General features: G+C 57.6%; 24 protein-coding genes. 2 read left to right on the top strand and 22 right to left on the bottom strand.

Annotated elements, in window-relative coordinates:
• From bioD to BM205_RS05425, 16 genes are all read right to left on the bottom strand, one after another.
• On the bottom strand, positions 1-750 hold the full coding sequence (gene bioD / locus BM205_RS05500; protein WP_092413305.1) for a dethiobiotin synthase: 750 nt from the start codon (positions 748-750) through the stop codon (positions 1-3).
• A complete protein-coding gene (gene bioA / locus BM205_RS05495) occupies positions 743-2,137 on the bottom strand; it encodes an adenosylmethionine--8-amino-7-oxononanoate transaminase (RefSeq protein WP_092413303.1) in 1,395 nt (464 codons plus the stop codon). Before bioA ends, bioD begins: the two co-directional genes overlap by 8 nt.
• Entirely contained in the window at positions 2,115-3,299 is a 1,185-nt protein-coding gene (bioF, locus tag BM205_RS05490) for an 8-amino-7-oxononanoate synthase (protein ID WP_092413301.1), read from the bottom strand. The genes bioA and bioF overlap by 23 nt, the downstream gene beginning before the upstream one ends.
• Entirely contained in the window at positions 3,292-4,572 is a 1,281-nt protein-coding gene (locus tag BM205_RS05485) for a cytochrome P450 (protein WP_092413299.1), read from the bottom strand. Before BM205_RS05485 ends, bioF begins: the two co-directional genes overlap by 8 nt.
• Before the next feature lie 73 nt (positions 4,573-4,645).
• Positions 4,646-5,431 (bottom strand): enoyl-CoA hydratase/isomerase family protein, encoded by a 786-nt coding sequence (locus BM205_RS05480; RefSeq protein ID WP_092413297.1) that lies wholly within the window; start codon positions 5,429-5,431, stop codon positions 4,646-4,648.
• A complete protein-coding gene (locus BM205_RS05475) occupies positions 5,428-5,943 on the bottom strand; it encodes a DinB family protein (protein ID WP_092413295.1) in 516 nt (171 codons plus the stop codon). The genes BM205_RS05480 and BM205_RS05475 overlap by 4 nt, the downstream gene beginning before the upstream one ends.
• On the bottom strand, positions 5,940-6,851 hold the full coding sequence (locus BM205_RS05470) for an alpha/beta hydrolase family protein (RefSeq protein WP_254783752.1): 912 nt from the start codon (positions 6,849-6,851) through the stop codon (positions 5,940-5,942). Before BM205_RS05470 ends, BM205_RS05475 begins: the two co-directional genes overlap by 4 nt.
• A gap of 26 nt (positions 6,852-6,877) precedes the next feature.
• Complete coding sequence (locus tag BM205_RS05465; protein ID WP_092413294.1) at positions 6,878-8,500, bottom strand: carboxyl transferase domain-containing protein; 1,623 nt, start codon at positions 8,498-8,500, stop codon at positions 6,878-6,880.
• A gap of 78 nt (positions 8,501-8,578) precedes the next feature.
• Positions 8,579-10,273 carry an AMP-binding protein gene (locus BM205_RS05460; RefSeq protein WP_092413292.1) on the bottom strand — a complete coding sequence of 565 codons (1,695 nt, stop codon included), beginning with the start codon at positions 10,271-10,273 and terminating at the stop codon, positions 8,579-8,581.
• A 46-nt stretch (positions 10,274-10,319) separates the two neighbouring features.
• Positions 10,320-10,727, bottom strand: coding sequence for a YchJ family protein (locus tag BM205_RS05455; RefSeq protein ID WP_254783751.1), 408 nt, complete (start codon positions 10,725-10,727; stop codon positions 10,320-10,322).
• Positions 10,724-11,329, bottom strand: a complete 606-nt coding sequence (locus BM205_RS05450) for a 2-hydroxychromene-2-carboxylate isomerase (RefSeq protein WP_092413289.1) — start codon at positions 11,327-11,329, stop codon at positions 10,724-10,726. The genes BM205_RS05455 and BM205_RS05450 overlap by 4 nt, the downstream gene beginning before the upstream one ends.
• 218 nt (positions 11,330-11,547) lie before the next feature.
• Complete coding sequence (locus tag BM205_RS05445) at positions 11,548-12,744, bottom strand: acetyl-CoA C-acetyltransferase (protein WP_092413288.1); 1,197 nt, start codon at positions 12,742-12,744, stop codon at positions 11,548-11,550.
• Positions 12,745-12,891: 147 nt separating this feature from the next.
• Positions 12,892-14,667: a bifunctional isocitrate dehydrogenase kinase/phosphatase gene (gene aceK / locus BM205_RS05440; RefSeq protein ID WP_254783750.1), complete on the bottom strand. Its 1,776-nt coding sequence runs from the start codon at positions 14,665-14,667 to the stop codon at positions 12,892-12,894.
• Between the two features lie 236 nt (positions 14,668-14,903).
• The gene (locus BM205_RS05435; RefSeq protein WP_092413286.1) at positions 14,904-15,845 is read right to left on the bottom strand and encodes a pyridoxal-phosphate dependent enzyme; all 942 of its coding nucleotides are present in this window, start codon (positions 15,843-15,845) and stop codon (positions 14,904-14,906) included.
• Positions 15,846-15,898: 53 nt separating this feature from the next.
• Complete coding sequence (locus BM205_RS05430) at positions 15,899-17,083, bottom strand: isovaleryl-CoA dehydrogenase (RefSeq protein ID WP_092413284.1); 1,185 nt, start codon at positions 17,081-17,083, stop codon at positions 15,899-15,901.
• 65 nt (positions 17,084-17,148) lie between these two features.
• The gene (locus BM205_RS05425) at positions 17,149-17,553 is read right to left on the bottom strand and encodes a MerR family transcriptional regulator (RefSeq protein WP_092413282.1); all 405 of its coding nucleotides are present in this window, start codon (positions 17,551-17,553) and stop codon (positions 17,149-17,151) included.
• A 150-nt stretch (positions 17,554-17,703) separates the two neighbouring features.
• Between BM205_RS05425 and BM205_RS05420 the strand changes: the two genes are divergently transcribed.
• Positions 17,704-18,780, top strand: coding sequence for an MBL fold metallo-hydrolase (locus BM205_RS05420; protein WP_092413280.1), 1,077 nt, complete (start codon positions 17,704-17,706; stop codon positions 18,778-18,780).
• A 5-nt stretch (positions 18,781-18,785) separates the two neighbouring features.
• Here the strand turns inward: BM205_RS05420 and BM205_RS05415 are convergent, their stop codons facing one another.
• The 5 genes from BM205_RS05415 to argS all read right to left on the bottom strand — a co-directional run bounded on the left by BM205_RS05415 (position 18,786) and on the right by argS (position 23,783).
• A complete protein-coding gene (locus tag BM205_RS05415) occupies positions 18,786-19,409 on the bottom strand; it encodes a LysE family translocator (protein WP_092413278.1) in 624 nt (207 codons plus the stop codon).
• A gap of 9 nt (positions 19,410-19,418) precedes the next feature.
• Positions 19,419-20,204, bottom strand: coding sequence for an SDR family oxidoreductase (locus tag BM205_RS05410; protein ID WP_092413276.1), 786 nt, complete (start codon positions 20,202-20,204; stop codon positions 19,419-19,421).
• Positions 20,205-20,321: 117 nt separating this feature from the next.
• Positions 20,322-21,047: a thiol:disulfide interchange protein DsbA/DsbL gene (locus tag BM205_RS05405; RefSeq protein ID WP_092413274.1), complete on the bottom strand. Its 726-nt coding sequence runs from the start codon at positions 21,045-21,047 to the stop codon at positions 20,322-20,324.
• Positions 21,048-21,220: 173 nt separating this feature from the next.
• Positions 21,221-21,937 carry an SPOR domain-containing protein gene (locus BM205_RS05400; RefSeq protein WP_092413273.1) on the bottom strand — a complete coding sequence of 239 codons (717 nt, stop codon included), beginning with the start codon at positions 21,935-21,937 and terminating at the stop codon, positions 21,221-21,223.
• 94 nt (positions 21,938-22,031) lie between these two features.
• Complete coding sequence (gene argS, locus BM205_RS05395; RefSeq protein ID WP_092413271.1) at positions 22,032-23,783, bottom strand: arginine--tRNA ligase; 1,752 nt, start codon at positions 23,781-23,783, stop codon at positions 22,032-22,034.
• A gap of 292 nt (positions 23,784-24,075) precedes the next feature.
• Here argS and BM205_RS05390 point away from each other — a divergent pair, with 292 nt between their 5' ends.
• A complete protein-coding gene (locus tag BM205_RS05390) occupies positions 24,076-24,672 on the top strand; it encodes a nitroreductase family protein (protein WP_092413269.1) in 597 nt (198 codons plus the stop codon).
• A gap of 81 nt (positions 24,673-24,753) precedes the next feature.
• Here the strand turns inward: BM205_RS05390 and BM205_RS05385 are convergent, their stop codons facing one another.
• Complete coding sequence (locus BM205_RS05385; protein WP_092413267.1) at positions 24,754-25,653, bottom strand: DMT family transporter; 900 nt, start codon at positions 25,651-25,653, stop codon at positions 24,754-24,756.
• Positions 25,654-25,879: the final 226 nt, after the last annotated feature.

Below are 25,879 nucleotides of genomic sequence, written 5' to 3'. Positions count from 1 at the left end.
TTAAGAGTTTGGTGTATTGCCGGATGGCGCAGGCCAACCCGGCAAACAGGAAAAATTCAAATGACTGGCGGCGGCCTCGACCAGCGCCTTGGCGGGCAATGCGTTCATGCGCGGCACGTGCCCGAGAAATGGTGCGTCGATGCGATTCTTCAATGCGGCGATATTCGCGTCGCCATTGAGCATGGTGGCGTCGACCGTGTTGGCGACCCAGCCAGCCAGCCGCAAGCCGCGCGCGGCAATCGCTTCGACCGTCAACAGTGCGTGGCTGATACAACCCAGTCGCAAACCGACCACCAGCACTACAGGCAAGCCGAGCTGCTGCGCCAGGTCGGCGGTATCGTGGGTATCGTTGAGCGGTACGCGGAAGCCGCCAACGCCTTCGACTACCACGGCGTCGGCCAGCTCCGTCATCTGTCGATAACAAGACAGGATGTGCGCTAGCTCAATCGTCCGGTCTTCTTGTGCCGCGGCGATATGTGGCGCGGTCGGCTGGCGTAATAGAAACGGTGTGGTCAATTCCTGCGGCAGCTTCACGCTGGCCTCTGCCGCGAGGATATCGGCATCGTCGTTGTGCCAGACGCCGTCGCGCAACTCGGCGCCGGCGGCGACCGGTTTCATGCCGGCGCTACGGACGCCGGTTTTAGTCAGTCCATGCAGCAAAGCGCCGGCGATCAGCGTCTTGCCGATTTCCGTATCGGTGCCGGCGACAAACCACGCGGCCTTTTGGGTATTTACGATAGCGTTAGCCATGATCGATCACGCTTTCGAAAACCGCGGCGGTGCGGGTTGCCAGCAACGTGATCTCTTCGTCGTCGAGAATATACGGCGGCATCAGGTAGACTGTTTTTCCGATCGGCCGCAGCAGCAATTCATGCTCTACCGCACTGCTGAAAAACCGGCGTGAAAATGTCGCGGCGTGCGCTTTGTTATCGATGACGGCATCGAATGCCCAGATCATGCCGCGTTGACGGAAATGCTGTACTTTCGAATGCTGCGCCAATGGCGCCAGCGCCGCAGTGATGCGCTCTGCCCGCAGACGATTGGCGTTGATCACGTCGTCTTCCTCGAAAATCGCCAGTGTCGCCAGCGCAGCGCGGCAGGCCAGCGGATTACCCGTGTAGGAATGCGAGTGCAGGAAACCGCGCGCCAGGTCGTTATCGTAGAACGCCTGATAGATTTCATCGCGCGTCATTACCAGCGATAACGGCAGGTAACCGCCGCTGATGCCTTTCGACAGACACAGGAAGTCCGGCCAGATTGGCGTCTCTCCCGGCGCAGCCGCCTGTTCGGACGCAAAGAAAGTGCCGGTACGGCCACAGCCGACGGCAATTTCGTCAAAGATCAGATGGACTTTGTAGCGGTCGCATAGAGCACGCAGTTCGCGCAGATAAACCGGATCGTGCATCGCCATGCCGGTGGCGCATTGCACCAACGGTTCGATGATGATGGCGGCGATATGACTGGAACGTTGCTGCAATAATTTTTCCAGTGTGGCAGCCGCCCGGTGGGCGACATCGGCAGCGCTCTCGCCGTCGCGTGCGCCACGCGCATCGGGTGACGCCACCACATGCGCCTGGCGCAACAGGGGACCATAGGCATCGCGAAACAGGGGCACATCGGTCACCGCCAGCGCACCGATGGTTTCGCCGTGATAACTGCCTTTCAGGCACACGAACTCCTGCTTGTCGGCGTAACCGGCGTTACGCCAGGCATGGAAACTCATCTTCAAGGCGATCTCGACTGCCGAGGCGCCGTCGGAAGCATAGAAACAATGACCCAGCACATTGCCGGTGCGCGCCGCCAGTTGTTCCGACAACTGCACTACCGGTTCATGTGTGAAGCCAGCCAGCATGGCGTGTTCGAGCTGATCGAGCTGATCCTTCAATGCGGCGTTGATACGTGGATTGGCGTGGCCGAACAGGTTGACCCACCAGGAGCTGATCGCATCCAGATAGCGTTTGCCATCGGTGTCATACAACCACGCGCCACGGCCGCGGCTGACCGCGATCAGCGGCACCGATTCATGGTGTTGCATTTGGGTGCACGGATGCCAGACACTGTTCAGGCTACGCTGAACCAGATCCGACTGTGGTGCACGTGTATCTGTACTATTTTTACGCAATTTTGTTCCTGGCATAATTGTCAGCCAGCACGTGCAGCGCGCTGACCAACTGATCTATTTGTTCGATGCTGTGCGCCGCCGACAGCGATATGCGCAAGCGCGCAGTGTCCTTCGGCACGGTCGGCGGTCGGATCGCCGGTACCCAGATGCCTTGCTCGCGCAGGCCTGCCATCAGATCCAGCGCCAGCTGATTGTCTTCCACGATCAACGCTTGCACCGGGGTCTCCGACGGCAGCACAGGCCAAGGCAAACTGGCCAACCCGCTGCGCAACCGCGCAATCAAATCGCGCAAGTGCTGTTGCCGCCAATCTTCGGTCTGCATCAGCTTGACCGCTGCCAACAAAGCCCTCGCCAGCATCGGCGGACTGGCTGTAGTAAACACATAGGTGCGCGCCCGCTGCAGCAGCCATTCAATCAACAGCGCATCGCCGGCGACGAAGGCGCCTGCCACTCCGGCCGCTTTACCCAAGGTCCCCATATACAGGATGCGTTGCGACTTCAATCCGAAATGCGCCAGGCTGCCGCGTCCTTGCGGACCCAGCACGCCGAAGCCGTGGGCATCGTCCACCAGCAGCCAGGCATCGTATTTTTCACACAGGGCCAGCAGTTCAGGCAACGGAGCGATATCGCCATCCATGCTGAACACGGCATCGGTAACGATCAGCTTGCGCGGGTGGTCGCTCTTGGCCAGCAATTGTTCCAGCCTTGCCACATCGGCATGCGGGTAGATGCGGAACTGCGCGCCCGACAAGCGCGCGCCATCTATCAGGCAAGCGTGATTCAGGCGATCTGAAAATACGATGTCGCCGGGGCCTGCCAGTGCCGGGATGGCCCCCATGTTCGCCATGTAGCCGGTCGAAAAATGCAAGGCGCGCGGCATGCCGACGAATTCTGCCAGCGCCAGTTCCAATTCCTCGACTACGCTGGTGTGCCCGCTGATCAAGGCAGATGCACTGGCGCCGACGCCGTATTGATCAAGCCCCGCCTGCGCTGCGGCACGCAGCGCAGGATGGTTCGCCAGGCCGAGATAATCATTGCTGCAAAAGGACAGATATTGGCGGCCCTCGACGTCCAGCAACGGTCCCTGCGGACCGTCGACGATGCGCCGCTTGCGTAGCAGCTTCTGCTCTTGCAGCGCAGCCAGCTGTTCGCGGATCTGGTTCAGCAGCTCAGGCATATTGGGCTTCCGCTGATGTTGCCGGTGTCGCTTGTTCTGCCGCCGACGGCCGCGCAAATTTTAGCGACAGCCGGTTCAGGCTGCGATATACCGCGTTGCCGCCCCATGATTGCGTAACGCCGGCCAGTTGTAGCTGAGGCAAGCGCTGCATTACGCTGCGCATCGCGATTTCTGCTTCCAGATAGGTCAATGTTGCACCGATGCAGACATGTGGACCATAACCGAAGGACAGATGGGCACCCTGATTGCGCGCGATGTCGAGCCGGTCCGGCTCGGTGAACTTGGCGGGATCGCGATTGGCGGCGCCGATCAGCGGGATCACCAGATCGCCTTTTTTCATCAACTGGCCGTGCATCTCGACATCGACCTTGAGCCGGCGGCCGGTGTATTGCACCGGGCTGTCGAAACGCAGTAATTCTTTTAAGGCGGACGGCAGCAGCGACGGCGTGCCTTGTAGTGCCTGCCATTGTTCTGGATGCTGCAACAGCGCCAACATGCCGTTGCCGAGCAGGTTACGCGTGGTTTCATGGCCGGCGAACAGCAGCGTGCAGCACTGCGCCAGCAATTCCTTGGTGGTGATTATGCCGCCTGTGGCTTCAGCACGTATCAGCTGACTCATCAGATCGTCGCCCAACGCTGCGCGACGCTGCGGCAGCAGCTGGCGGAAATATTCGTTCATGGCGATCAGGCTGACCTGGGCCGCGCGGGCGATCTCCAGCGTTGGTGTCGGGCTGCCGATGAAGGCGGCGATGTCGTCGGACCAGGCGACAAATTCGCTGCGGTCTTCGGCCGCGATGCCTAGCATGCCGGCGATTACCAACGCTGGCAAGGGACGGGCGAAATCGCGCATAAAGTCGAATTCGGCAAACTCCCCGGACCCACTGTCAGCGGCCTTGGTCAACACCTGGTCCAGCAGACGATCGACAATCATCTGGATCTGCGGTCCCAATTCCTGCAATGCCGCTGGCTTGAAGCCTGCATTCATCACCTGCCGCAAACGGGTGTGCTGCGGCGCATCGACGAACAATAGCGAACGCGAAAAAATCCGTTTGAATTCGCGCAGTTCGGCCAACGCCCCCGGGCCGCTGCTATTGGCCCAACCACCGGCGCGGCGCACCGAGAAACGCGGATCGCGCAACACGCTGGCGACGTCGGCGTGGCCGGTCAGCAGCCAGGCGCCGCCGCAGAACTCCGGGCTCCAATGCAACGCGCCTTGGGCACGCAACGCGTGGTAAGCCGGGTAAGGGTCGTTCAAAAATGCTTCATTAATCATTTGCTATCTTTTCCGGCAATTAAATCTCTGCAAGGACGAGATTGTATGTGATCACAGCGTAATCACTGCATGATCACTGCAGCCAGGACGGTTTGCGCTTCTCCAGGAAGGCGCGCACGCCCTCCCGCCCTTCGGTGGAAGCACGGATTTTGGCGATCTCTTCGACCGTATCGGCAATCAGCACTTCCGTCAGCGGCTGGCCAGCAATCGCACGCACCAGACGCTTGGCTTCGGTGACAGCGTTGGGACTGGCCGCCAATAACGCTTTGAGCAACAAACTGACGCTTTCATCCAATTTCTCTGCGGAAACCATCTCATGCACCAGGCCGAGCTTTTGCGCAGTTTCTGCAGAAAATCGTTCTGCGGTAATAAAGTAGCGGCGCGCAGCCGATTCGCCGATGGCCTTGATCACATAGGGCGAAATGGTTGCCGGTATCAAGCCGATCTTCACTTCCGACAAGCAAAACTGTGCCGTATCGACCGCCGCCACGATGTCGCAGGCAGCCACCAGGCCAAGTCCGCCGGCATAACAATCGCCCTGCACCTTGGCAATCACCGGTTTCGGGCATTGGTAAATGGTGCGCAACATGGTCGCCAGCTGGGCAGCATCGGCGCGATTCTGTTCCGGCGTGTAATCCGCCATCGCCTTCATCCAGTTAAGATCGCCACCGGCGCAGAACGCTACGCCATTTGCCGCCAGCACAATCGCCCTGACCTCGGCGTTGCTGCCCAAATCGGCAAAAGCGTGGGTAATTTCGGCAATCATGGTCTCATTGAAGGCATTACGTACGTCGGGCCGATTAAGAACGATAGTAGCCACCTGGGACGCATGTTGTATTGCTAAAGTCTGATAAGTCACTTGTTCATCTCCGCTTGCCGCATTGCTACGGCCCAATAAATAAGATCCAGTTCCGGGCATGCATGGCCCATGGCGGTCAGCGCCGCAGTGAGTTGACCACGATGGTGGGTTCCATGATTGAACACATGCCCCAACGTTGTCGCAAACGGTGCGATGGCCGGCGCACCTGACGCTCTGTTGTAATGTAGATCCCGGTCGAAATCTTGCGCTGGATTCGCATCCAGCCAAACTCCCCAACGGCCGGTTGCCTCTCGCAACGCCACGGCAAGCGCGCCGCGCTGGCTTTCCAGCTCAGTTTCCAGCGGCATTTTCAGCGACACGCCCTCGGCAAAACGCGCATACCAGAGCCGCTCACCCACCAGCATGTGATTAAGCGTGCCGTGGATAGAGCCAAAATACAGCCCCCGATCCTGACGATACTCAGTCTCGCTGACAGCATCGATATCTGTCAGCAATTTGTCTGTGGCCCAGACGTGGTAACGGGCCAGTCGTGCAAAATATGGTTGCATCATTTACTCAACGGCTCCGCAGGAAATCCATTTCGTCCCAGAAAATCGGCCACCACCGGCTCCCAGATGTTGAGGCCGGATGAAAACAATAAATGTCCATTCTTGGCAAACGGCGGCAGTAATTTGAGCTCGGCCTGGCCGCCTGCGTTGTTAAACGCGGTGTACCATGCCTGGCTGTATTGCGGACCGAAATACAAGTCATTCTGGGTGTATACCCAAAGCATCGGCACCTTGGCGGTCTTGCCGAATTGCGCATACATGCTTTCCAGCTTGGCGCCCTGGCAAGGTATTCCTGGATGTCCCTCCGGATCACCGCCGGCGCCGCCGGCAAAATTGATCGCCGCCACCAAGCCTTGCGGCATCCTGGCTGCGGTAGCTGTAGTGGTGTAGCCACCAACCGATTGGCCCACTAACAACACCCGCCCTGGATTAACGTATGGTTGTTGCTTGGCATAATCAAGTACGGCCAGCACTTCGCTGCTAGCTGCCTCGGCCATCGGCCCGTAGTCTTTGTCGCGGCAGCCGCCGCTATCTTCAGGGTCGGGCTCGACACCGGCTTCGCCATAACCCAGCCGGGTCGGCACAAACACGGCAAAACCACGCTCGATGAAGAAGCGCACCTGCGGCGTGTAACGGAATCGCGGCGGCTTGGAGCGATCGGTACCGCTCCGGCCGTGATTGATGATTACAATCGGAAACGGTCCGGTACCGGCAGGCTTGAATTGCGTCACGATGACATTGCCGCTGACGGGCCGGCCGTACAGATTCTTGACAGTGACCGGCAAGCGGGTGACAGCTTCGTTCAAATCCTGGGCCAGGGGCTGATCTGCGGCTTGCGCGCACCATGCACACAGACACAGGCATGCAGACGCCACAGCTTGTGTCACCGATATTTTTGTCATTGTGCGCATGATGGCTTTCTGTTCGCTATCCGGTTTTACATCCGGAACACGCCGAACCTGGTTTCCGCAATCGGTGCATTCAAGGCTGCGCTCAAACCCAGTCCAAGCACCCGGCGCGTATCGGCCGGATCGATCACGCCGTCGTCCCACAAGCGGGCGGAGGCGTAATACGGATGGCCTTGATGTTCGTACTGGTCGCGAATCGGTTTTTTGAAAGCTTCTTCTTCTTCGGCGCTCCAGCTGCCGCCCTTGCCTTCGATGCCATCGCGCTTGACGGTTGCCAGCACGCCGGCGGCCTGTTCGCCACCCATCACCGAGATACGGGCATTCGGCCACATCCACAGGAAGCGCGGTGAATAAGCGCGGCCGCACATGCCGTAGTTACCGGCGCCGAAGCTACCGCCGATGATGACTGTCAGCTTGGGTACGGCAGTGGTTGCCACCGCCGTCACCATCTTGGCGCCGTTGCGGGCGATGCCTTCGTTTTCGTAGCGGCGGCCAACCATGAAGCCGGTGATGTTTTGCAGGAACACCAATGGAATCTTGCGTTGTGAACAGAGTTCGATGAAGTGGGTGCCTTTTACAGCCGCTTCGGAAAACAGAATACCGTTGTTGGCGACGATGCCGACCGGCATGCCGTAGATATGGGCGAAGCCGCAAATCAGCGTGGTGCCGTAGCGCGCCTTGAATTCGTCGAATTCGCTGCCGTCGACGATGCGCGCGATAACTTCGCGGACATCGAAAGGCTTGCGGGTATCGAGCGGAATCACGCCATACAGTTCATGCGCCGGATACCTGGGTTCGACTACCGGACGCAGCAGCGGACCTTGCGGTTTCTGGCGATTCAGGTTGGAGACGATAGTGCGTGCCAGCGACAACGCGTGCATATCGTTTTGCGCCAGATGATCGGCCACGCCGGACAGCCGGGTGTGGACATCGCCGCCGCCGAGGTCTTCGGCGCTTACCACTTCGCCGGTTGCGGCCTTTACCAGCGGCGGGCCGGCCAGGAAAATCGTGCCCTGGTTCTTGACGATGATCGACTCGTCGCTCATTGCCGGCACATATGCGCCGCCTGCCGTACACGAACCCATCACCACCGCGATCTGCGGAATGCCTTTGGCAGACAGGTTGGCCTGGTTGTAGAAGATGCGGCCGAAATGGTCACGATCCGGGAACACTTCATCTTGATTCGGCAAGTTGGCGCCGCCGCTATCGACCAGATAGATGCAAGGCAAATTGTTTTGCTCGGCGATCTCCTGCGCGCGCAAATGTTTTTTGACGCTGAGCGGATAGTAGGTGCCGCCCTTGACGGTTGCATCGTTACAGACCACCACGCACTCCTGTCCCGCGATACGGCCGATGCCGGTGATCACGCCCGCGGAGGGCGCTGCATCGCTGCCGTCCTTGTCTTTGTAGACGTGATAGGCGGCCAGTTGCGAAAATTCCATGAACGGCGTGCCGGGATCAAGCAGCATCTGCACCCGCTCGCGCGGCAGCAACTTGCCGCGCGCCACATGCTTTTTGCGCGCAGCGTCGCCACCACCCTCGGCGATCTGCGAGACCTTTTGGCGCAAGTCATCCACCAGCAAATTAAGCGCGCTGGCATTTTCCTGGAATTCTTCGCTACGTGAGTTCAGCTTGCTTTCTAACTGGGGCATTGCGATGTCCTTTGTGTCTAGAATTTTGAATCATCCTTTTGGAACGATTCTTTTGGAACCGTTCTTTTGGAACGATCTTTATGCGGTGTGGATATCGTTGAGTTTCAACTCGTCCTTCATCGCTTCACGGATCTTGAATTTCTGTATCTTGCCGGTCACCGTCATCGGGAAGGCATCGACAAAACGGATATAGCGCGGCACCTTGTAATGCGCGATCTGGCCTTGGCAGAAATCACGCACGGCTTGTTCGTCCGCGGTTTGCCCGGGGCGCAAGATAATCCAGGCGCATAATTCTTCGCCGTATTTCTGATCCGGCACGCCGACTACCTGCACATCCTGGATCGCCGGATGACGATATAAGAATTCTTCAATCTCGCGCGGGTAGATATTCTCGCCACCGCGAATCACCATGTCTTTCATGCGGCCGACGATATTAACGTAGCCTTCAGCATCCATCGTCGCCAGATCGCCGGTATGCATCCAGCCTTCGCTGTCGATAGCTTCGCGCGTCTTTTCTGCATCGCCCCAATAACCGTGCATCACCGAATATCCGTGTGTGCATAACTCACCTGAACTGCCGATGGGCATGATCGCGCCCGATTCCGGATCGATGATCTTTACCTGCAGGTGCGGCTGTACCTGGCCGACGGTGGAAACCCGTTTCTCGAGCGGCGTATTGGTCATGCTCTGACAGCTGACCGGACTGGTTTCGGTCATGCCGTAGGCGATGGTGATCTGCGCCAGATGCATGTCGCGCACCACGCGTTTCATCACTTCGATCGGGCATGGCGATCCGGCCATGATGCCGGTGCGCAGTGTCGACAAATCGAATTCGGCAAAGCGCGGATGATCCAGCTCGGCGATGAACATGGTCGGCACGCCGTGCAAACCGGTGCAGCGCTCTTCCTGTACCGCCTGCAGTACCGACAGCGGCTCGAAGCCGTCATTCGGATAGACGATTGTGGCGCCGTGCGTCAGGCAGGCCAGATTACCGAGTACCATACCGAAGCAGTGATACAAAGGTACCGGAATACAGAGTCGGTCCTGCGCCGTCAGCGTCATCGCTTCGCCAATGAAGAAACCATTGTTAAGAATATTGCGATGGGTCAGTGTCGCGCCTTTCGGAAAACCGGTAGTGCCGCTGGTGAACTGGATGTTGATGGGATCGCTGGCTTGCAATTGCTTGCCGATCTCTGCCAGTTGCGGATCGGACGGGTCGCCGCTGGCGATAAAATCGGCAAAGCGCAACATGCCCGGCTGCGCATCGCTGCCGAGCTGGATCACGGTTTTTACAGTCGGCAAACGCGCTGCCTTCAAGCTGCCCGCGGTGGCGTGTTCGAGTTCAGGCGCCAGCGTGCGGATCATGTCCAGATAGTCGCTGGTCTTGAAACTGGTCATTGAAATCAACGCCTTGCAGCCGACATTGTTCAACGCATACTCCAGCTCGCTGACGCGATAAGCCGGATTGATATTCACCAGCACGACGCCGGCGTAGGCCGTGGCCAGTTGCGTCAACAACCACTCGGCATTGTTGTGCGACCAGATGCCGATGCGGTCGCCCGGCTGCAGCCCGAGCTTGAGCATGGCGCTGGCCAGTTGCCTGGCCTGGCTTTGCATTTGCCGATAGCTCAGGCGAATCTGCTGATGACGCGATACCAGTGCGTCATTGTCGGCTACCCGCTCCACCATCTCGTCGAAAAAGCAGCCGATGGTCTGTTCGATCAGCGGGATATCCTGACCGCCTCGGTCGATGCTGGAATTCAGTTGCTTCATGATCTTGTCTCCTGTTATGACCTGCTAATGCTTCCCGCAATGATTTTTATTTTTCCGGGAAACTGCCATCGACATAAAACCAGCGTGGCTGGTCTTCTGCGCCAGGTTCACGCTCGCGCACAAAGCGACTTACTTCGTGCAAACGCTCTGCACGGCCGCCGATCTTGTAACGCGCTACAAATTCCACGATGGCGCTGTCACCGTCGGCCTGATGCTTACGAACGTCAAGGCCCAGCCATTTCAGCCCGGCTTCGGCCACGATCGGCTCGGTCGGTCTGGTACTGCGATGCCAGGTCGCTTGCAGATAGGCGCCGTTGTCCATGACGTAGGCGCTGTAACGTGAGCGCATCAGCGCCAGTGCGGTCGGCGCCACCTCGCTGCCACTGTGGTAGCGACCGCAGCACTGTGCGTAATTGCCCCCACCGCAAGGACAGTCATCAACCTTATTCTTCAAATCTTGCCATCCCTCAGAAATGCTTCGAGTTGGTCGAAACGGTCGAAACCCCAGAACGGCTCGCCATCGACAATCATGAACGGCGAGCCGAACACGCCGCGCGCCATCGCCAGATCGACTTCCGCTTTCAGCTGATTCTTGATAGGCACGCTGTTGATGCCCTCACTCAGGCCAGTGGTCTCGATGCCGCTGTGATGGCCGATCTCAAGCAGATTCATCGGCTCGGCGATATTCGTGCCGTCGACAAAATAAGCTTTGTAAATCTGCTTGGCGTATTTGATGGCTTTGTCTTCACCTTGTTTGCCACGTACCCACAGCACGGCGCGTGCCGCTGCCTGGGTGGAAATCGGGAAAGCGCCGGGACGTTTGTACGGGATGCCGTGAAACCGCGCGCTGCGCTCGAAATCGTGGAACGAGTAATCGCCCTTGATCGGCACTTGCGGCAAAGGTGACGAGCCGGTGGTCTTGAATACCGGTCCGAGCAGGATCGGATGCCATTCGACATCGCGCTTGTATTTTGCCGCCAGTTCGTCGATACGGGTGGCTGCAAAATAACCATACGGAGAGGAAAAATCAAAGTAGAAATCAATTGCTGAAGCCATCTTCTTATACCCTGTCTGACGGGAACCTCTGGAAACCTACTGCGCGCCTCAATCTCTGGTTTCCAGCGGCTCCCGAATCCAATTGTTTAAATCACAATTTATGGAGGCTTATAACAAAGATCAGCGTGAATTCGCGAAACTCCGCGAAAACCGCTGATCCATTTGATGCCTGCTACTCAACTACATCAGAACTTGTTGCAAGGACTAGTTGTAACGCATCAAACCAGTTCGACTGCGATGGCAGTACCTTCACCGCCGCCGATGCACAACGATGCCACGCCACGCTTGCCGCCCTTAGCCTTCAAGGCGCCCAGCAAAGTGACGATAATGCGCGCGCCGGAAGCGCCGATCGGATGGCCGAGAGCACAAGCGCCGCCGTGGACATTGATCTTGTCGTGCGGAATATCGTGTTCTTTCATCGCTGCCATCGGCACCACGGCAAACGCTTCGTTGATTTCGTACAGATCGACGTCGCTGCTCTTCCAGCCGACTTTCTTGTACAGCTTTTCAATCGCGCCTACCGGTGCGGTAGTGAACCATTCCGGTTCTTGCGAATGGCTGGCATGGCCGAGAATGCGGGCAATCGGCGTGCAACCGAGTTTCTTGGCAGTCGATTCGCGCATCAGCACCAGTGCTGCGGCGCCGTCGTTGATGGAGGACGACGAAGCCGCCGTGATGGTGCCGTCTTTCTTGAACGCTGCGCGCAGCGACGGGATCTTGTCGATCTTGGCCTTTTGCGGACCTTCGTCCTTGTCGATCACCACTTCGCCGGCACGGCTGGTGACGGTCACCGGCGCGATTTCCCATTTGAAGGAGCCGTCGGCAGTGGCGGCTTGCGCGCGCTGTACCGAAGCGATCGCAAACGCGTCCTGGTCGGCACGGCTGAAATGGTATTTGGCTGCGCATTCTTCACCGAAAGTACCCATCGAACGGCCGCCGCCGTTTTCACCCTTGGAGTAAGCATCTTCCAGGCCGTCCAGCATCATGTGGTCGAAAATCGTGGCGTGGCCGATGCGATAGCCGCTGCGTCCTTTTGGAATCAGGTAAGGCGCATTGGTCATCGACTCCATGCCGCCGGCGACCACCACTTCATTGGTCCCTGCCAGCAAGGCATCGAAAGCGAACATCGTGGCTTGCATCGCCGAGCCGCACACCTTGGAAATGGTGGCGGCATTGGTAGAAACCGGCAAACCGGCTTTGATGGTTGCCTGCCGTGCAGGCGCCTGGCCTTGGCCGGCTTGCAATACATTGCCGAACAACACGCCATCGACCTGCTCCGGCTTTAGCCCGGCGCGCTCAACTGCGGCCTTGATCGCCACGGCGCCCAGATCACTGGCGGTCAATCCCGAAAAATCACCTTGAAACGCACCCATTGGAGTACGTGCTGCACCGACGATAACGATTGGGTCATTCATGTTACTTCTCCAGATTACGACAACTTTGTAAGCCGCTTCAGGAATCACCGGCATTGCCCTGTGATTCGCCAGAACGGCTTTGCTGCCTGGTTGGTCAAAAATAAAATGGTTCGGATGGTTCGATTTCTTGCGTCTGTTACCGGTCAATCAACCTTGTGCGTAGGTAAAACGGCATTCTTGCGGATACGGGAACACATCGTCGAAATGCCCCTCGAGAATGTGCTGCTTGTGTTGTTGCCAATATTGCTGGGTCAATAGATCCGCATGATGTTTTATAAAGTATTTCTTCACGTTTTGATTTCCGAGAAGAAATACACCAAATTGTTCCGGAAAGACATCGTTCTTGGCGATGGAATACCAGGGCTCGGCAGACATTTCGTCTTCCTCATTACGCGGCTGCGGGATAGTCCTGAAATTGCAGTCGGTAATGTATTCAATCTCATCATAGTCGTAAAAGACGACACGATTGTGACGCGTCACGCCAAAATTTTTGTACAACATGTCGCCAGGAAAGATATTCGCCGCGACCAGTTCCTTGATAGCGTTACCGTATTCGGTGATGCCATGCTCCAGCGCCGCCTGATCGTTGTTTTTCTCGGCATTATTCAGATAGATATTCAGCGGCACCATGCGCCGTTCGATATACAGATGCTTGATGACTATTTCGTCGCCATCTTCTTCGACTACCGACGGCGCTACCAGCTTCAACTCGGCTAGCAGTTCGTCGGAGAAACGCGCACGCGGGAACGCCACGCTGGAATATTCCAGGGTATCGGCCATGCGGCCAACCCGATCATGATGCTTGACCAGCAGGTATTTTTCCTTGACCAGCGCGTTGGTGGTTTCCTTCGGCGCCGGGAAATAATCCTTGATGACCTTGAACACATACGGAAACGACGGCAAGGCGAATACCACCATCACCATACCGCGAATTCCCGGGGCGATCTCAAAATGATCCGACGAGTGCCGCAGATGACGCAGGAAATCGCGATAAAACAATGCTTTACCGAGTTTTTGCAAACCCAGGATGGTGTAGATTTCACTACGCGGCTTGTTCGGCAACAGGCTGCGCAGAAACTGTACGTAGGCTGACGGCACTTCCATGTCGACCATGAAATAAGCGCGCGTGAAAGAGAACAGGATCGTCAGTATCTTGGTGTCGAACAGCACCGCATCCAGCACCAGCTTGCCATCCCGGTCATGCAGGATTGGCACCACAAACGGATACTCGCGCGGGCCGTTGATCATCTTGCCGACCACGTAAGCGCCCTTGTTACGGTAGAACAGGTTCGACAGCACCTGGATCTGGTGATTCGGCTCCAGCGCGACGGTGCCGAAGGCTTGCGCTATGCGATCTTCTGCCATTGAGACATCGCGGTCCAGGTCTGCGAACGGCCGCTGCAGCTGGAAGTTGGTAATCAAACGCTTGAGCGTGTAGTGCAAGCCATCCTTGGACGGGTAGTACACCCGGTAGGTAGGCAAGGCTTCATCGGTATCGATGTATTCAGTCGACACTGCCGGCCGCACGAAAATGAAATCGTTATGGAAATAGGCGCGATGCAGGATGTTGCAGCAGACCGAGTTGAAGAAGGTCTCGGCCAGCTCCGGCTGCTTGTGATCGGTCAGCATGCCGATGTAATGCAGCTTCACCTCGCGCCAGACCTCGTCGGTCAGATCGCTTTGGTCGTATTCGTCTTCCAGCGCCTGCACGCATTCATGCACCCGCGCGTCGTAGAAACCGATCCGCTCGCGCGCGGCGAGTTGCGCCGTTTTCCAGTCGGCGTCTTCGAAATGCTGCTTGGCCAGCACACTGGCTTCACGGAACAAACGGTAATGCTTGTCGAAACCGTCCAATATCATGCGCGCAGTATCGAATGCGATCTGCGACGACAGTAATTTTGGAAAGTTTGCCGACGTAATCATCCCGGATTCCTCGGTTGGACACGCGTGAGTGCGCATTTTTCCGGCCCTCTGGCTAGGCGCGACGACGACGCGGACTGCATTCCGCTAGGAGGAGCAACGACACCAGAGGGTCGGAAAAGTGTGCAATCGCGCGTGTAGCGCTCGTCATCCAATTGGCGGCCTCTATCGAATGAAGATACATACACACTTACCAGGCTTTTCAGGCGAAAGTAAGCGGTCAACCGAGGAATTTGGGATCATAGCGAGAACCGTTCCTTCCAGCCAGCCAACATCGCCAGGCTGACGCCGATACCACCGCACACCACGATCAATGGCCGTTGATACGGCGCCAGCACCGGCAGTTTTTCGTAGGCCACGGCCAGCGCCGCGCCGCATGCCGGCTCTACCAGCGTGCGCATCTGATCGGCAAATGCCAGCGAAGCGGCGACCGCCTGGGCATCGCTGACCGTTACGCTGTGCACTTCATGCCGCCTGGTCCAGGCAAAACATTCAGCGGCCACACGCTTGGCGGCAAGGGTACCTGCAATCGATGTAATCGCCGGCAAGGTCACCAGCTCGCCGGCGCGCACTGCGGCGTTCAGCGAAGCTGCGCCTTCAGTTTCTACTGCGATCAATGGGATATGCTGCAAGCCGTTGCGATGCAAACCGCTCAACACGCCGCTCATCAAACCGCCGCCGCCGACCGAGCAGATGACAACGTCGAAATCAACGCCCAGCTCGCGCGCCTGCAGCACCGCTTCGTCGATCATGGTGGCGTTGCCGTCCCAGATATCAGGATGATCGAAAGGTGGAATGTAGACGCTGCCAGGCTGCTCACACAGCTTCAACGCCAGCTGATTTGCTTCATCCCAGACGCTACCATGGACGATCACCTCGGCGCCGATATCGCGGATGCGCTGGCAAACTTCTGCTGCGGTGGTTTCCGGTACCACGATAGTCGTCTTGACGGCCAGCGCCGCACCGGCAAACGCCGCCGCAAAGCCCGCATTGCCGCCCGAGGGACACACCAGGAGGCTGGCGCCGCCGGCCACCGCGCGCTGGCACAGCAAACCGATCCCGCGCAGCTTGAATGAGCCGGCCGGCTGGGTGTTTTCCATCTTCAACAAAACTTGCTTGTCGAGAGCGACGGAAAGTTGCGGGTGTCGCAGTAACGCGGTGTGAATATGCAGTGAAGTCATGTTCTCGACGCTGTTGCCTTTATGTTAATAATACAATTCGAAAATGCAATTAATTACAAGGTTTCCGCAAACAGTTCACGGCCGATCAGCATACGGCGGATTTCGCTGGTGCCGGCGCCGATTTCATACAGCTTGGCGTCGCGCCACAGGCGTCCTACCGGATACTCGTTGATGTAGCCGTTGCCGCCCAGCGCCTGGATTGCCTCGCCTGCCATCCAGGTAGCCTTTTCGGCCGAATACAAGATCGCCCCGGCCGCATCCTTGCGCAGAGCGCGGGCTGCAGCCGGTGTCTTGGCGCGGTCGCAAGCCTGGCCGACGGCGTACACATACGCCTTGCATGCCATCATGGTCGAATACATATCGGCCAGTTTGCCCTGCATCAGCTGGAATTCGCCGATGGACTGGCCAAACTGCTTGCGGTCATGCACGTAGGGGACGACTACATCCATACATGCTTGCATGATACCAAGCGGGCCGCCGGAAAGAACGGTGCGTTCGTAATCCAGGCCGGACATCAGCACGTTGACGCCTTTGCCCAGTCCGCCCAACACATTTTCCACCGGTACTTCGCAATCCTGGAACACCAGCTCGCCGGTGTGCGAACCGCGCATGCCGAGCTTGTCCAGCTTTTGCGCCACGCTGAATCCCTTGAAACTCTTTTCGATCAAAAAGGCGGTCATGCCGCGCGCGCCGGCTTCCAGGTCGGTCTTGGCGTAAACCACCAGCACGTCCGCATCGGGGCCGTTGGTGATCCACATCTTGGTGCCGTTGAGTATCCAGCGGTCGCCCTTCAGTTCGGCCCGCAATTTCATGCTGACCACGTCGGAACCGGCATTCGGCTCGGACATCGCCAGGGCGCCGATATGGTCACCCGAGATCAGCTTCGGCAGGTATTTGGCTTTTTGCTCGGCGCTGCCGTTACGCTTGATCTGGTTGACGCACAGGTTCGAGTGAGCGCCGTAAGAGAGGCCGACCGAAGCCGAAGCGCGTGAGATTTCTTCCAGGGCGATGATGTGCGCCAGGTAACCCATGCCGCTGCCGCCGTATTCTTCTTCGGCGGTGATTCCGAGCAGGCCCAGATCACCCATTTTTTTCCATAAATCCATGGGGAACTGGTCGTTGCGATCGATTTCTGCGGCGCGAGGCGTGATTTCCACGGCGGCGAATTCCTGGATTGCACTACGTAATGCGTCGATATCTTCGCCGTGATCGAACGTCAAGCCGGGTAAGTGGATCATGTTGTCTCCTTCGTTATTTTGCTAGCTAGAGTTAGCTGGCTGTCATGTGAATTTACGGTTACTAGTCATGGTGCGACGTGATCGTTCAGCTCGCCGCTGCTCAGCAGGCGGCGGCACTCATCCTCGTGCGCGCTGATTTCTGCCAGGGTCACTTCGATGTCTTCGCGCTGCTGTTCCAGATGTTCGCGGTGACGTGCCAACACCTCCAGGAACAGTTCCAGTTGGGGCGCCGAATCCTTGGGCGAGTCGTACATATCGACCAGGCTCTTGATTTCCGACAACGTCAGCCCGAGCCGCTTGCCGCGCAAGGTCAGCTTCAGACGCGTGCGCTCGCGGGCGGCATACACCCGGTTGCGGCCGCCGGCGCCGTCCCGCTTCGGGCTCAACAAACCCTGATCCTCATAAAAACGGATCGCCCTGGGGGTAATGTCAAATTCGCGGGCAAGTTCAGTAATGGTGTAAGTCGACATGGTCTCAGGGTGGCAGAACAAGAATTGCTGGTTTAGGTACAATGGCAGTTAACGTTAACGTAAAGCACATTGTAGGCGCGCTGGCGGAAAATGAAAACACCGAAAAACTACTAGCTATAAAACTAGTTACAAAAAGAGAAAGAATCCAGGATGAACGCACTCGAAGCCCAGCTCAGCTATGCATTCGGCGACACCTTGCCAGCCAGCGGCGCTACCCTCGAAGTCGCGCCGGGCGTGCGCTGGCTGCGGATGGGATTGCCATTTGCACTGGACCACATCAATTTATGGCTGCTGGAAGACAGCGTGGAAACCGACGACGGTATCCGGCACGGCTGGACTATCGTCGATTGCGGGATTGCCAACGACGCCACGCGTGCCGCCTGGGATGCCATTTTTGCAAGTGAGCTGCGCGGCCTGCCGGTATTGCGGGTGCTGGTCACCCATTGCCATCCGGATCACGTCGGCCTGGCCGACTGGCTGTGCCACCGTTGGCAAGCGCCGCTATGGATGAGCAGCGGCGAGTATCTTTCTGCGCGCATCATGTCGGCGGCGCTACCCGGCGCTGACGGCAGTGCATCCTTGCCACATTTTCAGCAGCACGGCATGCACGATCCCGAGGTTATCGCCAAGGTATCTCAGCGCAAGTCTTACTATCCGAACATGGTGCCTGCGGTGCCCCAAGCCTATCATCGGCTGGCGGACCAGCAACAGGTACGCATCGGCCAGCATCAATGGCGTGTGATCACCGGCTTCGGCCACGCACCAGAACACGTCGCGCTGCATTGCACCGACCTGGATCTGCTGATTTCCGGCGATATGGTGTTGCCGCGGATTTCGACCAATGTCTCGGTGTTTGCGATTGAGCCGGAATCGAACCCTGTCCAGCAATATATGGATTCCCTGGAAAAATACCGCGCGCTGCCAACCACAACGCTGGTGCTGCCATCACACGGCAAGCCGTTTCGCGGTTTGCAGATCCGTATCGACCAGTTGCAGCAACATCATGGGGAACGGCTGGCGGAGGTCGTGGAAGCCTGCACGGCGGCGCCGCAGTCCGCCAGCGACATCGTGCCGATCATGTTCAGGCGGCCGCTGGATGCGCATCAAATGACTTTCGCGCTGGGCGAAGCGCTGGCGCACTTGCACAAGCTGTGGTTTGACGGTGTGCTGAAACGGCGGCTGGATGCCGATCAGGTTTACCGTTTCGGTATTGCTGAATCGGTCTAGCTGAACTACTGCTGTATCGCCGCCACAATCATCGCTACCGCCAGCATCAGGCTACCTGCGACGCGATCGGTAATCCGGGCAAAACTCGGTCGGGTGGCGATGGTTTGCATTTTTCCGGCCAGGGCGGCGTAGCCGATCAGGATAAAGCATTCCGGAATAATCGAACCCGCCGCCAGCCAGATCATTTGCGACGGTATGTTAGCGGCCGGATTGAGGAACTGCGGCAAGATGGCGATGAAGAAAATCAGCGCCTTGGGATTGGCCAGTTGCAGCGTCAGGCCGCTGAACCAGATTTTCCAGCCGGAGGCGTTGCGGCTATCCAGCTTGGAGGCGGTGATCGGCGAAGGCCGGCCGAATATTGCCGACAAGCCGAGATACGCCAGATACGCCACTCCCAGCCATTTCACTACGCTGAACAAGGTATGCGAAGCGACGATCAAGGCGCCCAGGCCGGTCGCCGAAATGGTGAAATAGATCGCATTGGCGGTCAGTATCCCCAAGATGGCGAAAACCGCCTTCTTCCAGCCCACCGTGATGCCGTAGGCAACCACCAGCATGACCGCCGGCCCCGGCGATGCCGACAGCGCAAATTCCGTCAGTACGAATAAGAAAAAATTGTGAAAGTCCATGTGCTCTGATCAGTTCGTTGTTTTGCGTGCCTTGTGCGGCGCTTTGGAAAACGCCAGATCGTACAGCCAGTTCGGCAACAGGCGCAATAACTTGGCGACTACACCCATCTGCCACGGAATCACCTGATAGCTGCCGCCGCGCGCGACCGCAGCGCCGGTCTTGGCGGCGAACTGTCGCACCGGCATCAGGAACGGCATCTTGTAGTGATTGACCTGGGTCATCGGCGTGTCGATATAACCCGGGACGATGGTGACCACCTTGATGCCGCTGGCGCGCAATTCCACCCGGAGCGACTCGCAGTAACTGATCACCGCCGCCTTCGATCCGCTGTAGGCGCCGGCTCCCGGCAAACCGCGAATGCCGGCCACGCTGCCGACGCCGACCAGCCGCAGACCGGTTTGACCGGCCTTTGCCTGGCGTTTCATGGTGGCGATAAATGGTGTAAAGGTAGCTACCGCGGCCAGTACATTGGTGGCAAACACTTGCTCAAACACTTGCTGGTCTTCGGCATACTCGGTCAAGGTGCCTTGTGAAATTCCGGCGCTGGCGATCACCACATCGACACCGTCGCTGGCAGCGATGAAATCCTCGGCAGCAGCAGTCAAGGCAACATGGTCATTGACATCCAGCGCGTACAGGCGATGCCGTTCCGGATGCGGCAAGCCCGCCAGCAATTGTTCCAGCACAGCCTGACGCCGGGCAACCAGCCCCAGCGTTGCGCCCTGCTCTGCATAATATTGCGCCAGTGCGGCGCCGATGCCGCTGGAGGCGCCGGTGATGAATACACGTTTCATGGAAGTGCCTTTACGTCGATAAAAAAGCCCGCCCTCTTGCGAGAGGCGGACTTTTCAAGATCTGCTGCCGACTGACCGTGATGGTCAGCTTGCTTGTCGGCTTGCTTTTAAGCTGACTTATTTTTTGGTCGCAGCGACCTTCGTCACCAGGCTATCCATCACTTGCAAGGTCGCCTTGAACAGTTCCGGTTCACTATTGCCAGCGCCAGGAGTCGCACCGACTATCGACGGCGAGGTTACGTAACGACCGTCAATCACCAGCATTGGCACACCGTCGACCTTGTAGGCATTTTGCAACTGGACGGCGCGAGTGACCTTGGTTTGCACCGCGAACGAATTGTAGACTTCCAGGAATTTGGCTTTATCGAGACCTTGCTTCACTGCGAAATCGGCGACTGCGCTGTCTGTATCCAGGCGCTGACGCTGTACGTGGATCGCGGCAAAGACCTTAGCGTGCATTTCAGGCAGCTTGCCCATGGCTTCCAGCGTGTAGTACAGCTTTTTCTGCGGTACGTACGGTGACTTTGGCTGCTGCTGGTTCGGATTAGCAGGATCGATAGCGAAATCGACCGGCACACGCTTGAAAGAAATCTTGTCGCCTTGCTTTGCTACCCATGCTTCCAGCGTCGGTTCGAGCGCATTGCAATGAGGGCAGAAATACCCGAAAAATTCTGTCACTTCGACTTTTTTCCCGAGACCGGAATCGACAGGTTGCGGGTTATCGAGAACTTTGTATTCGGCGCCCGCAACCGGGTTAGTCGGCGATGCACTTGCGCTGGCGGCAAGCAGGCCGAAACTCAACGTAAGACCAGCGACAGCCAAGGCTTTTTGAAAAAAACGCATGAAATATCCTTTTTTTATTAAATTGCGAAGCAAATTATTGACGGAACAGAGTTCAAGAACCACCTGGCGTAACATTGTGGCGAATCACACTATTCCTGACCGATTAAACAAACCGCATAAATTACAAACAAAAACATTCACTTACTTGTTCATTTAGTTGTAATCAAAGCGTGTTATTTCGCAGCCCGTACCACTGCTGCATTAACGCCGTTATCTGACAACTTTCCGCGTATCCGGTTCATTGTTTCCAACTGATTAAATGGCCCGACCCGTACCCGATACAAAGAACCGGTATCGGCCTGGCGTTCGCTGATCTTGGCTTCAAAACCCATCAGTGCCAGTCTGGCCTTGGCGCTTTCAGCTTCGCCCTGCTCGCGGAAGGCGCCGACCTGCAGGAAATAAATCCAGTTGTCGTCAGCCGCAGCGGCTTTGGTTTTAGCTTCGGCGATGTCGCCGGCCGCTTTCTTGGTCTTGTCGGCGGTGGACTTATCGACGATAGGGGGCAACTTGCTGTCCTGCGCCTTGGCAACCAGTGCATCCAGCTTTTTCTCGGCGGCAGGGCTTGGCGGCGGCGTACCGTCGGCGGACGGTGCGGCGGCGGTAGCCGGCGGAGTAAACGCCTTGGCTGCTTCCTTCGCCGCATCCTTGTTACCATACAGCGACTTGTTCGGATCCGGCAACTGATCGTTCGACGGCGCCGCCGACGTCGATGCCGCAGGTGCAGTAGCGACGTCTGGTGTTTTTTCGGTCTTTGTAGTCTTGTTGGTAAACGGCGTTGGGGTCTTGGTGATCATGATCGCCACCACGACGGCAATCGCCAATCCGATAATCAGGCCGAAAATCAGGCCCAGTAAGGTACCGCCAGCTTGCTTGTTGTTAAGTTTGCTCATACTTCCCCAATGACATCCTCATTACAGACGAATACAGACGATTACAGACCGTCTCCGGCAGCGGCTGCCAGAGATCGCCGATTGTAGATTTACATCACATGCGGGCCGGCGCCGATACGCCGATCAGCGCCAAGCCGTTGCGCAACACCTGACGGGTTGCGTACATCAAGGCAAGGCGCGCCATCTTGAGCGCTTCATCGTCAACCAGAACCCGCTCAGCATTGTAGTAGCTATGCAGCTCACCCGCCAAATCGCGCAGATAAAATGCAACCTGATGCGGTCCCAGCTCTTCCAGCGCATGCTGCAGCATATCCGGATATTCGGCCAGCTTGGCCAGCAGGCTGGCCTCGCGCGGCGCGGTCAGCGGGCTCAGGTCGACGCTGCCGATGCCGGCTTCGTCACCAGTCCATTGCGCCAGCACCGAACAGATCCGGGCGTGGGCGTACTGCACGTAGTAGACCGGATTTTCGTCGGATTTGGCCAACGCCAGATCGACATCGAACACGAATTCAGTATCGGCCTTGCGCGAAATCAGGAAGAACCGCACGGCGTCGCGGCCGCGGGTCAGGTCGCGCGGGGTGTCCGTGCCCTGCGTACCGTCGGTCGCGCCATCCTCGCCAGACGACCATTCGATCAGGTCGCGCACCGTGACATACGAACCGGCGCGCTTGGAAATCTTCACTTCCTCGCCGTTCTTCATCACAGTCACCATCTTGTGCAGCACGTAGTCCGGATAGCCTTGTGGAATGCTCATGTTGACGGCTTGCAGGCCGGCGCGCACCCGCGCAATCGTACCGTGGTGATCGCTGCCCTGGACATTGATAACCTTGCCGAAGCCGCGCTGCCATTTGACGATATGGTAAGCAACGTCGGGCACGAAATAGGTGTAGGTGCCGTCAGACTTCTTCATCACGCGATCTTTGTCGTCGCCGTAGTCGGTTGTGCGCAGCCACAATGCGCCATCCAGCTCATAGGTGACGCCGGCGGCGATCAAGGCCTCGACTGTGGCATTGACCTTGCCATCCTTGTACAGCGACGATTCCAGGTAATAGTTATCGAACTTGACGCCGAAGGCCAGCAAATCCAGATCCTGCTCGCGGCGCAGGTAAGCGACGGCGAATTTGCGGATCGATTCGATATCGTTAATGTCGCCACTGGCGGTCACCGGTTCGCCATCGCTGGCGGCAACCGTCTTCTTCGCCAGGAAATCCTGGGCAATATCGGCAATGTAATCACCGTTGTAGGCGTTTTCCGGCCATGCAGCATCGCCCGGCTTGAAGCCGTTGGCGCGCGCCTGCACGGAAGTCGCCAGGGTAGCGATCTGGACACCGGCGTCGTTGTAATAAAACTCGCGGGTGACGTCGTAACCTTGTATCTCGAACAGCGCAGACATGGCATCGCCGAGCGCGCCCTGGCGGCCGTGGCCTACATGCAAAGGTCCGGTCGGATTGGCAGACACGAACTCGACCAGCACTTTTTTGCCGGCGCCAAGCTTGCTCTTGCCGAAGTCGGCGCCTTCTTGCAGCACGCTCTTGACCACCTGTTGCTTGGCCGCCGCCGTCAAACGCAGGTTGATGAAGCCCGGGCCGGCGATTTCAGCGGATTCGATCAGATCGCGATGTTCGGTGCTGGCCAGCACTGCCGCTACCAGGGCTTGCGCCAGTTCACGCGGGTTCTTTTTCAGCGGCTTGGCCAGTTGCATGGCGATATTGCAGGCGACGTCGCCGTGTGAAGGATCGCGCGGACGCTCCAGCGTCACGATCGGCTGCAGCTCGCTGCCGGCAATAATAGGCTGCAGGGCAGCGTTGAAAAGGTCGATGATCTGTTGTTTCTGTGGTGCAAGCATAGGATAGGTGGTCAATAGTACGGAGGCCGTACTGGATTAATGCGAAAAGTCTATGGGACAGCCCCATTTACTTGATTATTCTCGATTATACCGGCTTGGCGGCGCAATCTTCACCCTGCTTGCCACTGCCAGATTACAACATCCGGTAAATCCAGCCGCGCGCTGCAAGCATCAAAAACAGCTGCTAAGATGCTGCGTCTCGGCCAGAGCATTTTTGACAAGTTTCCGAAACGCATCTAAACCGCCCGTGGCCGCAACGATTTTGCCTTGTTAATTTGTCTACAGGAACCTCATGACCCAGTCCACACCACGTGTAGCCGACCACCCTGCCCACCCGCAATTTCTCAGCCGCTGGTCGCCACGCGCCTATGCCAATGACGAGATTTCCGAACAAGAATTGCTGACCATCCTGGAAGCGGCACGCTGGGCGCCATCGTCCTACAACTCGCAACCTTGGCGTTTCGTGTTCGCACGCCGCGGCACACCGCACTGGAACAACCTGCTGCCTTTGCTCAACGATTTCAACCGCAGCTGGGCGGAAAATGCAGCGGCATTGGTGATCGTCTTGTCGAAAACCACCTTTGCGCCACCGGGCAGCAGCGAAGAACACCCGATGCCGACCCACTCTTTCGACGCCGGTTCAGCCTGGGGTTACCTGGCGCTGCAAGCCAGCTTGTCCGGCTGGCATGCACACGGCATGGCCGGTTTCGACAAGGAAAAGACGCGCACCGAACTGAATATCCCTGCCGATTTCGCGATTGAAGCTGCGGTAGCCATCGGCAAGATCGGCGATAAAGCCATGTTGCCGGAAGGTTTGCGCGCCAAGGAAGAGCCAAGCCCGCGTTTGCCATTGCAAGCTTTGGTTTCCGAGGGGACTTTCAAGGCCTGAGAGCTTTGTGGATTTGATCCGCTTTTTGCGGGTTGCCAAATTTAATGCGGATAAACAGTGAGAACTGTTTATCCGCATTTTTTATTTGCTTTGCCAATTCACCAGCACAATCCCGCTCAACACCAGCAACGCACCGAATACGAATGGCAAACCAATCGGATCGCCCAGCAGCAATACGCCGAAACTGACACCGAACAACGGCGTCAGGAAAGAAAACACCGTCAGCCGCGAAGCGAGATAGCGGCGCAACATCCAGAACCAGGCCAGGAAGCTGCCGAAAGCGACGATCAGCGACTGGAACACCAGGCTCACCCACATGATGCCAGTCGGCGGCGCTACTTCGGTCTGCCCTGAAACCAGAGCCACCAGCGGCAGCGTCAATGCGGCTATCACCAACTGGTACCACAAGGTCATGCTGGGAGAGGCGTTGGTGAGGACGCTGCGCTTGATCATGATCGTGGTAGCAGCCCAGAATACTGCGGCCAGCACACCCAGCGCATCGCCGATCAGCATACGGCTGAAACCGGCGCCGGCTTCAAAGCCACCGGCAAACGCCACGGTAATCCCGGCAAATGCGGCGATCACACCTAGCCATTGGGTGACGCCGAAACGTTCGCCCGGCACCAGCCAGTGCAAACCCAGCACGGTGAAAATCGGCGCGGTGTAAACAAACACCGACATGTGCGAAGCAGTTGTGTAATTCAAGCCGATAGAGACGCACAGGAATTCGCCGGCAAACAACAAGCCGGTTGCCAGCCCCGGCCAGAAGGTGCCGTCGGTCAGCGAAAATTTGCTGCCGCGCCACCACATCAGACCGCTCACCAGCACTGCCGCTACCGCCGAGCGCAAGCCGTTTTGCAAAATCGGCGAGATGCTGGGCGCCGCCACTTTGATTGCAACTTGTTGCAGCCCCCAGCACAGGCACAGTATCAACATCAGGGTCATAGCCAAACCGTCCAGCGGTTTGCGAGTCGCGGGCATATTGCTATCTTTCAGAAACAGGGATTGTTTGTCATAAATGTCATTTTACTCAGCGCTGATTTATCCCTATCATCAGCTTGATCGGGCAAGAGTGAGTGCCCGGTAAAAATCCGATTTCAGATTGCGAGGAGTATGCTTGAAAGTAGTCATTTTTGCATTACCGGCAGCAAACCGATGATGGCCGGAGCATATTATTCATAAGCCAGTCAAAGCCCCGCGCCCTCGT

It is taken from the genome of Collimonas sp. OK307, assembly GCF_900113705.1.
GTDB lineage: Bacteria > Pseudomonadota > Gammaproteobacteria > Burkholderiales > Burkholderiaceae_D > Collimonas.
The sequence above is the reverse complement of the archived record's forward strand: the minus strand, read 5'-3'. Positions and strand labels throughout refer to the sequence as shown.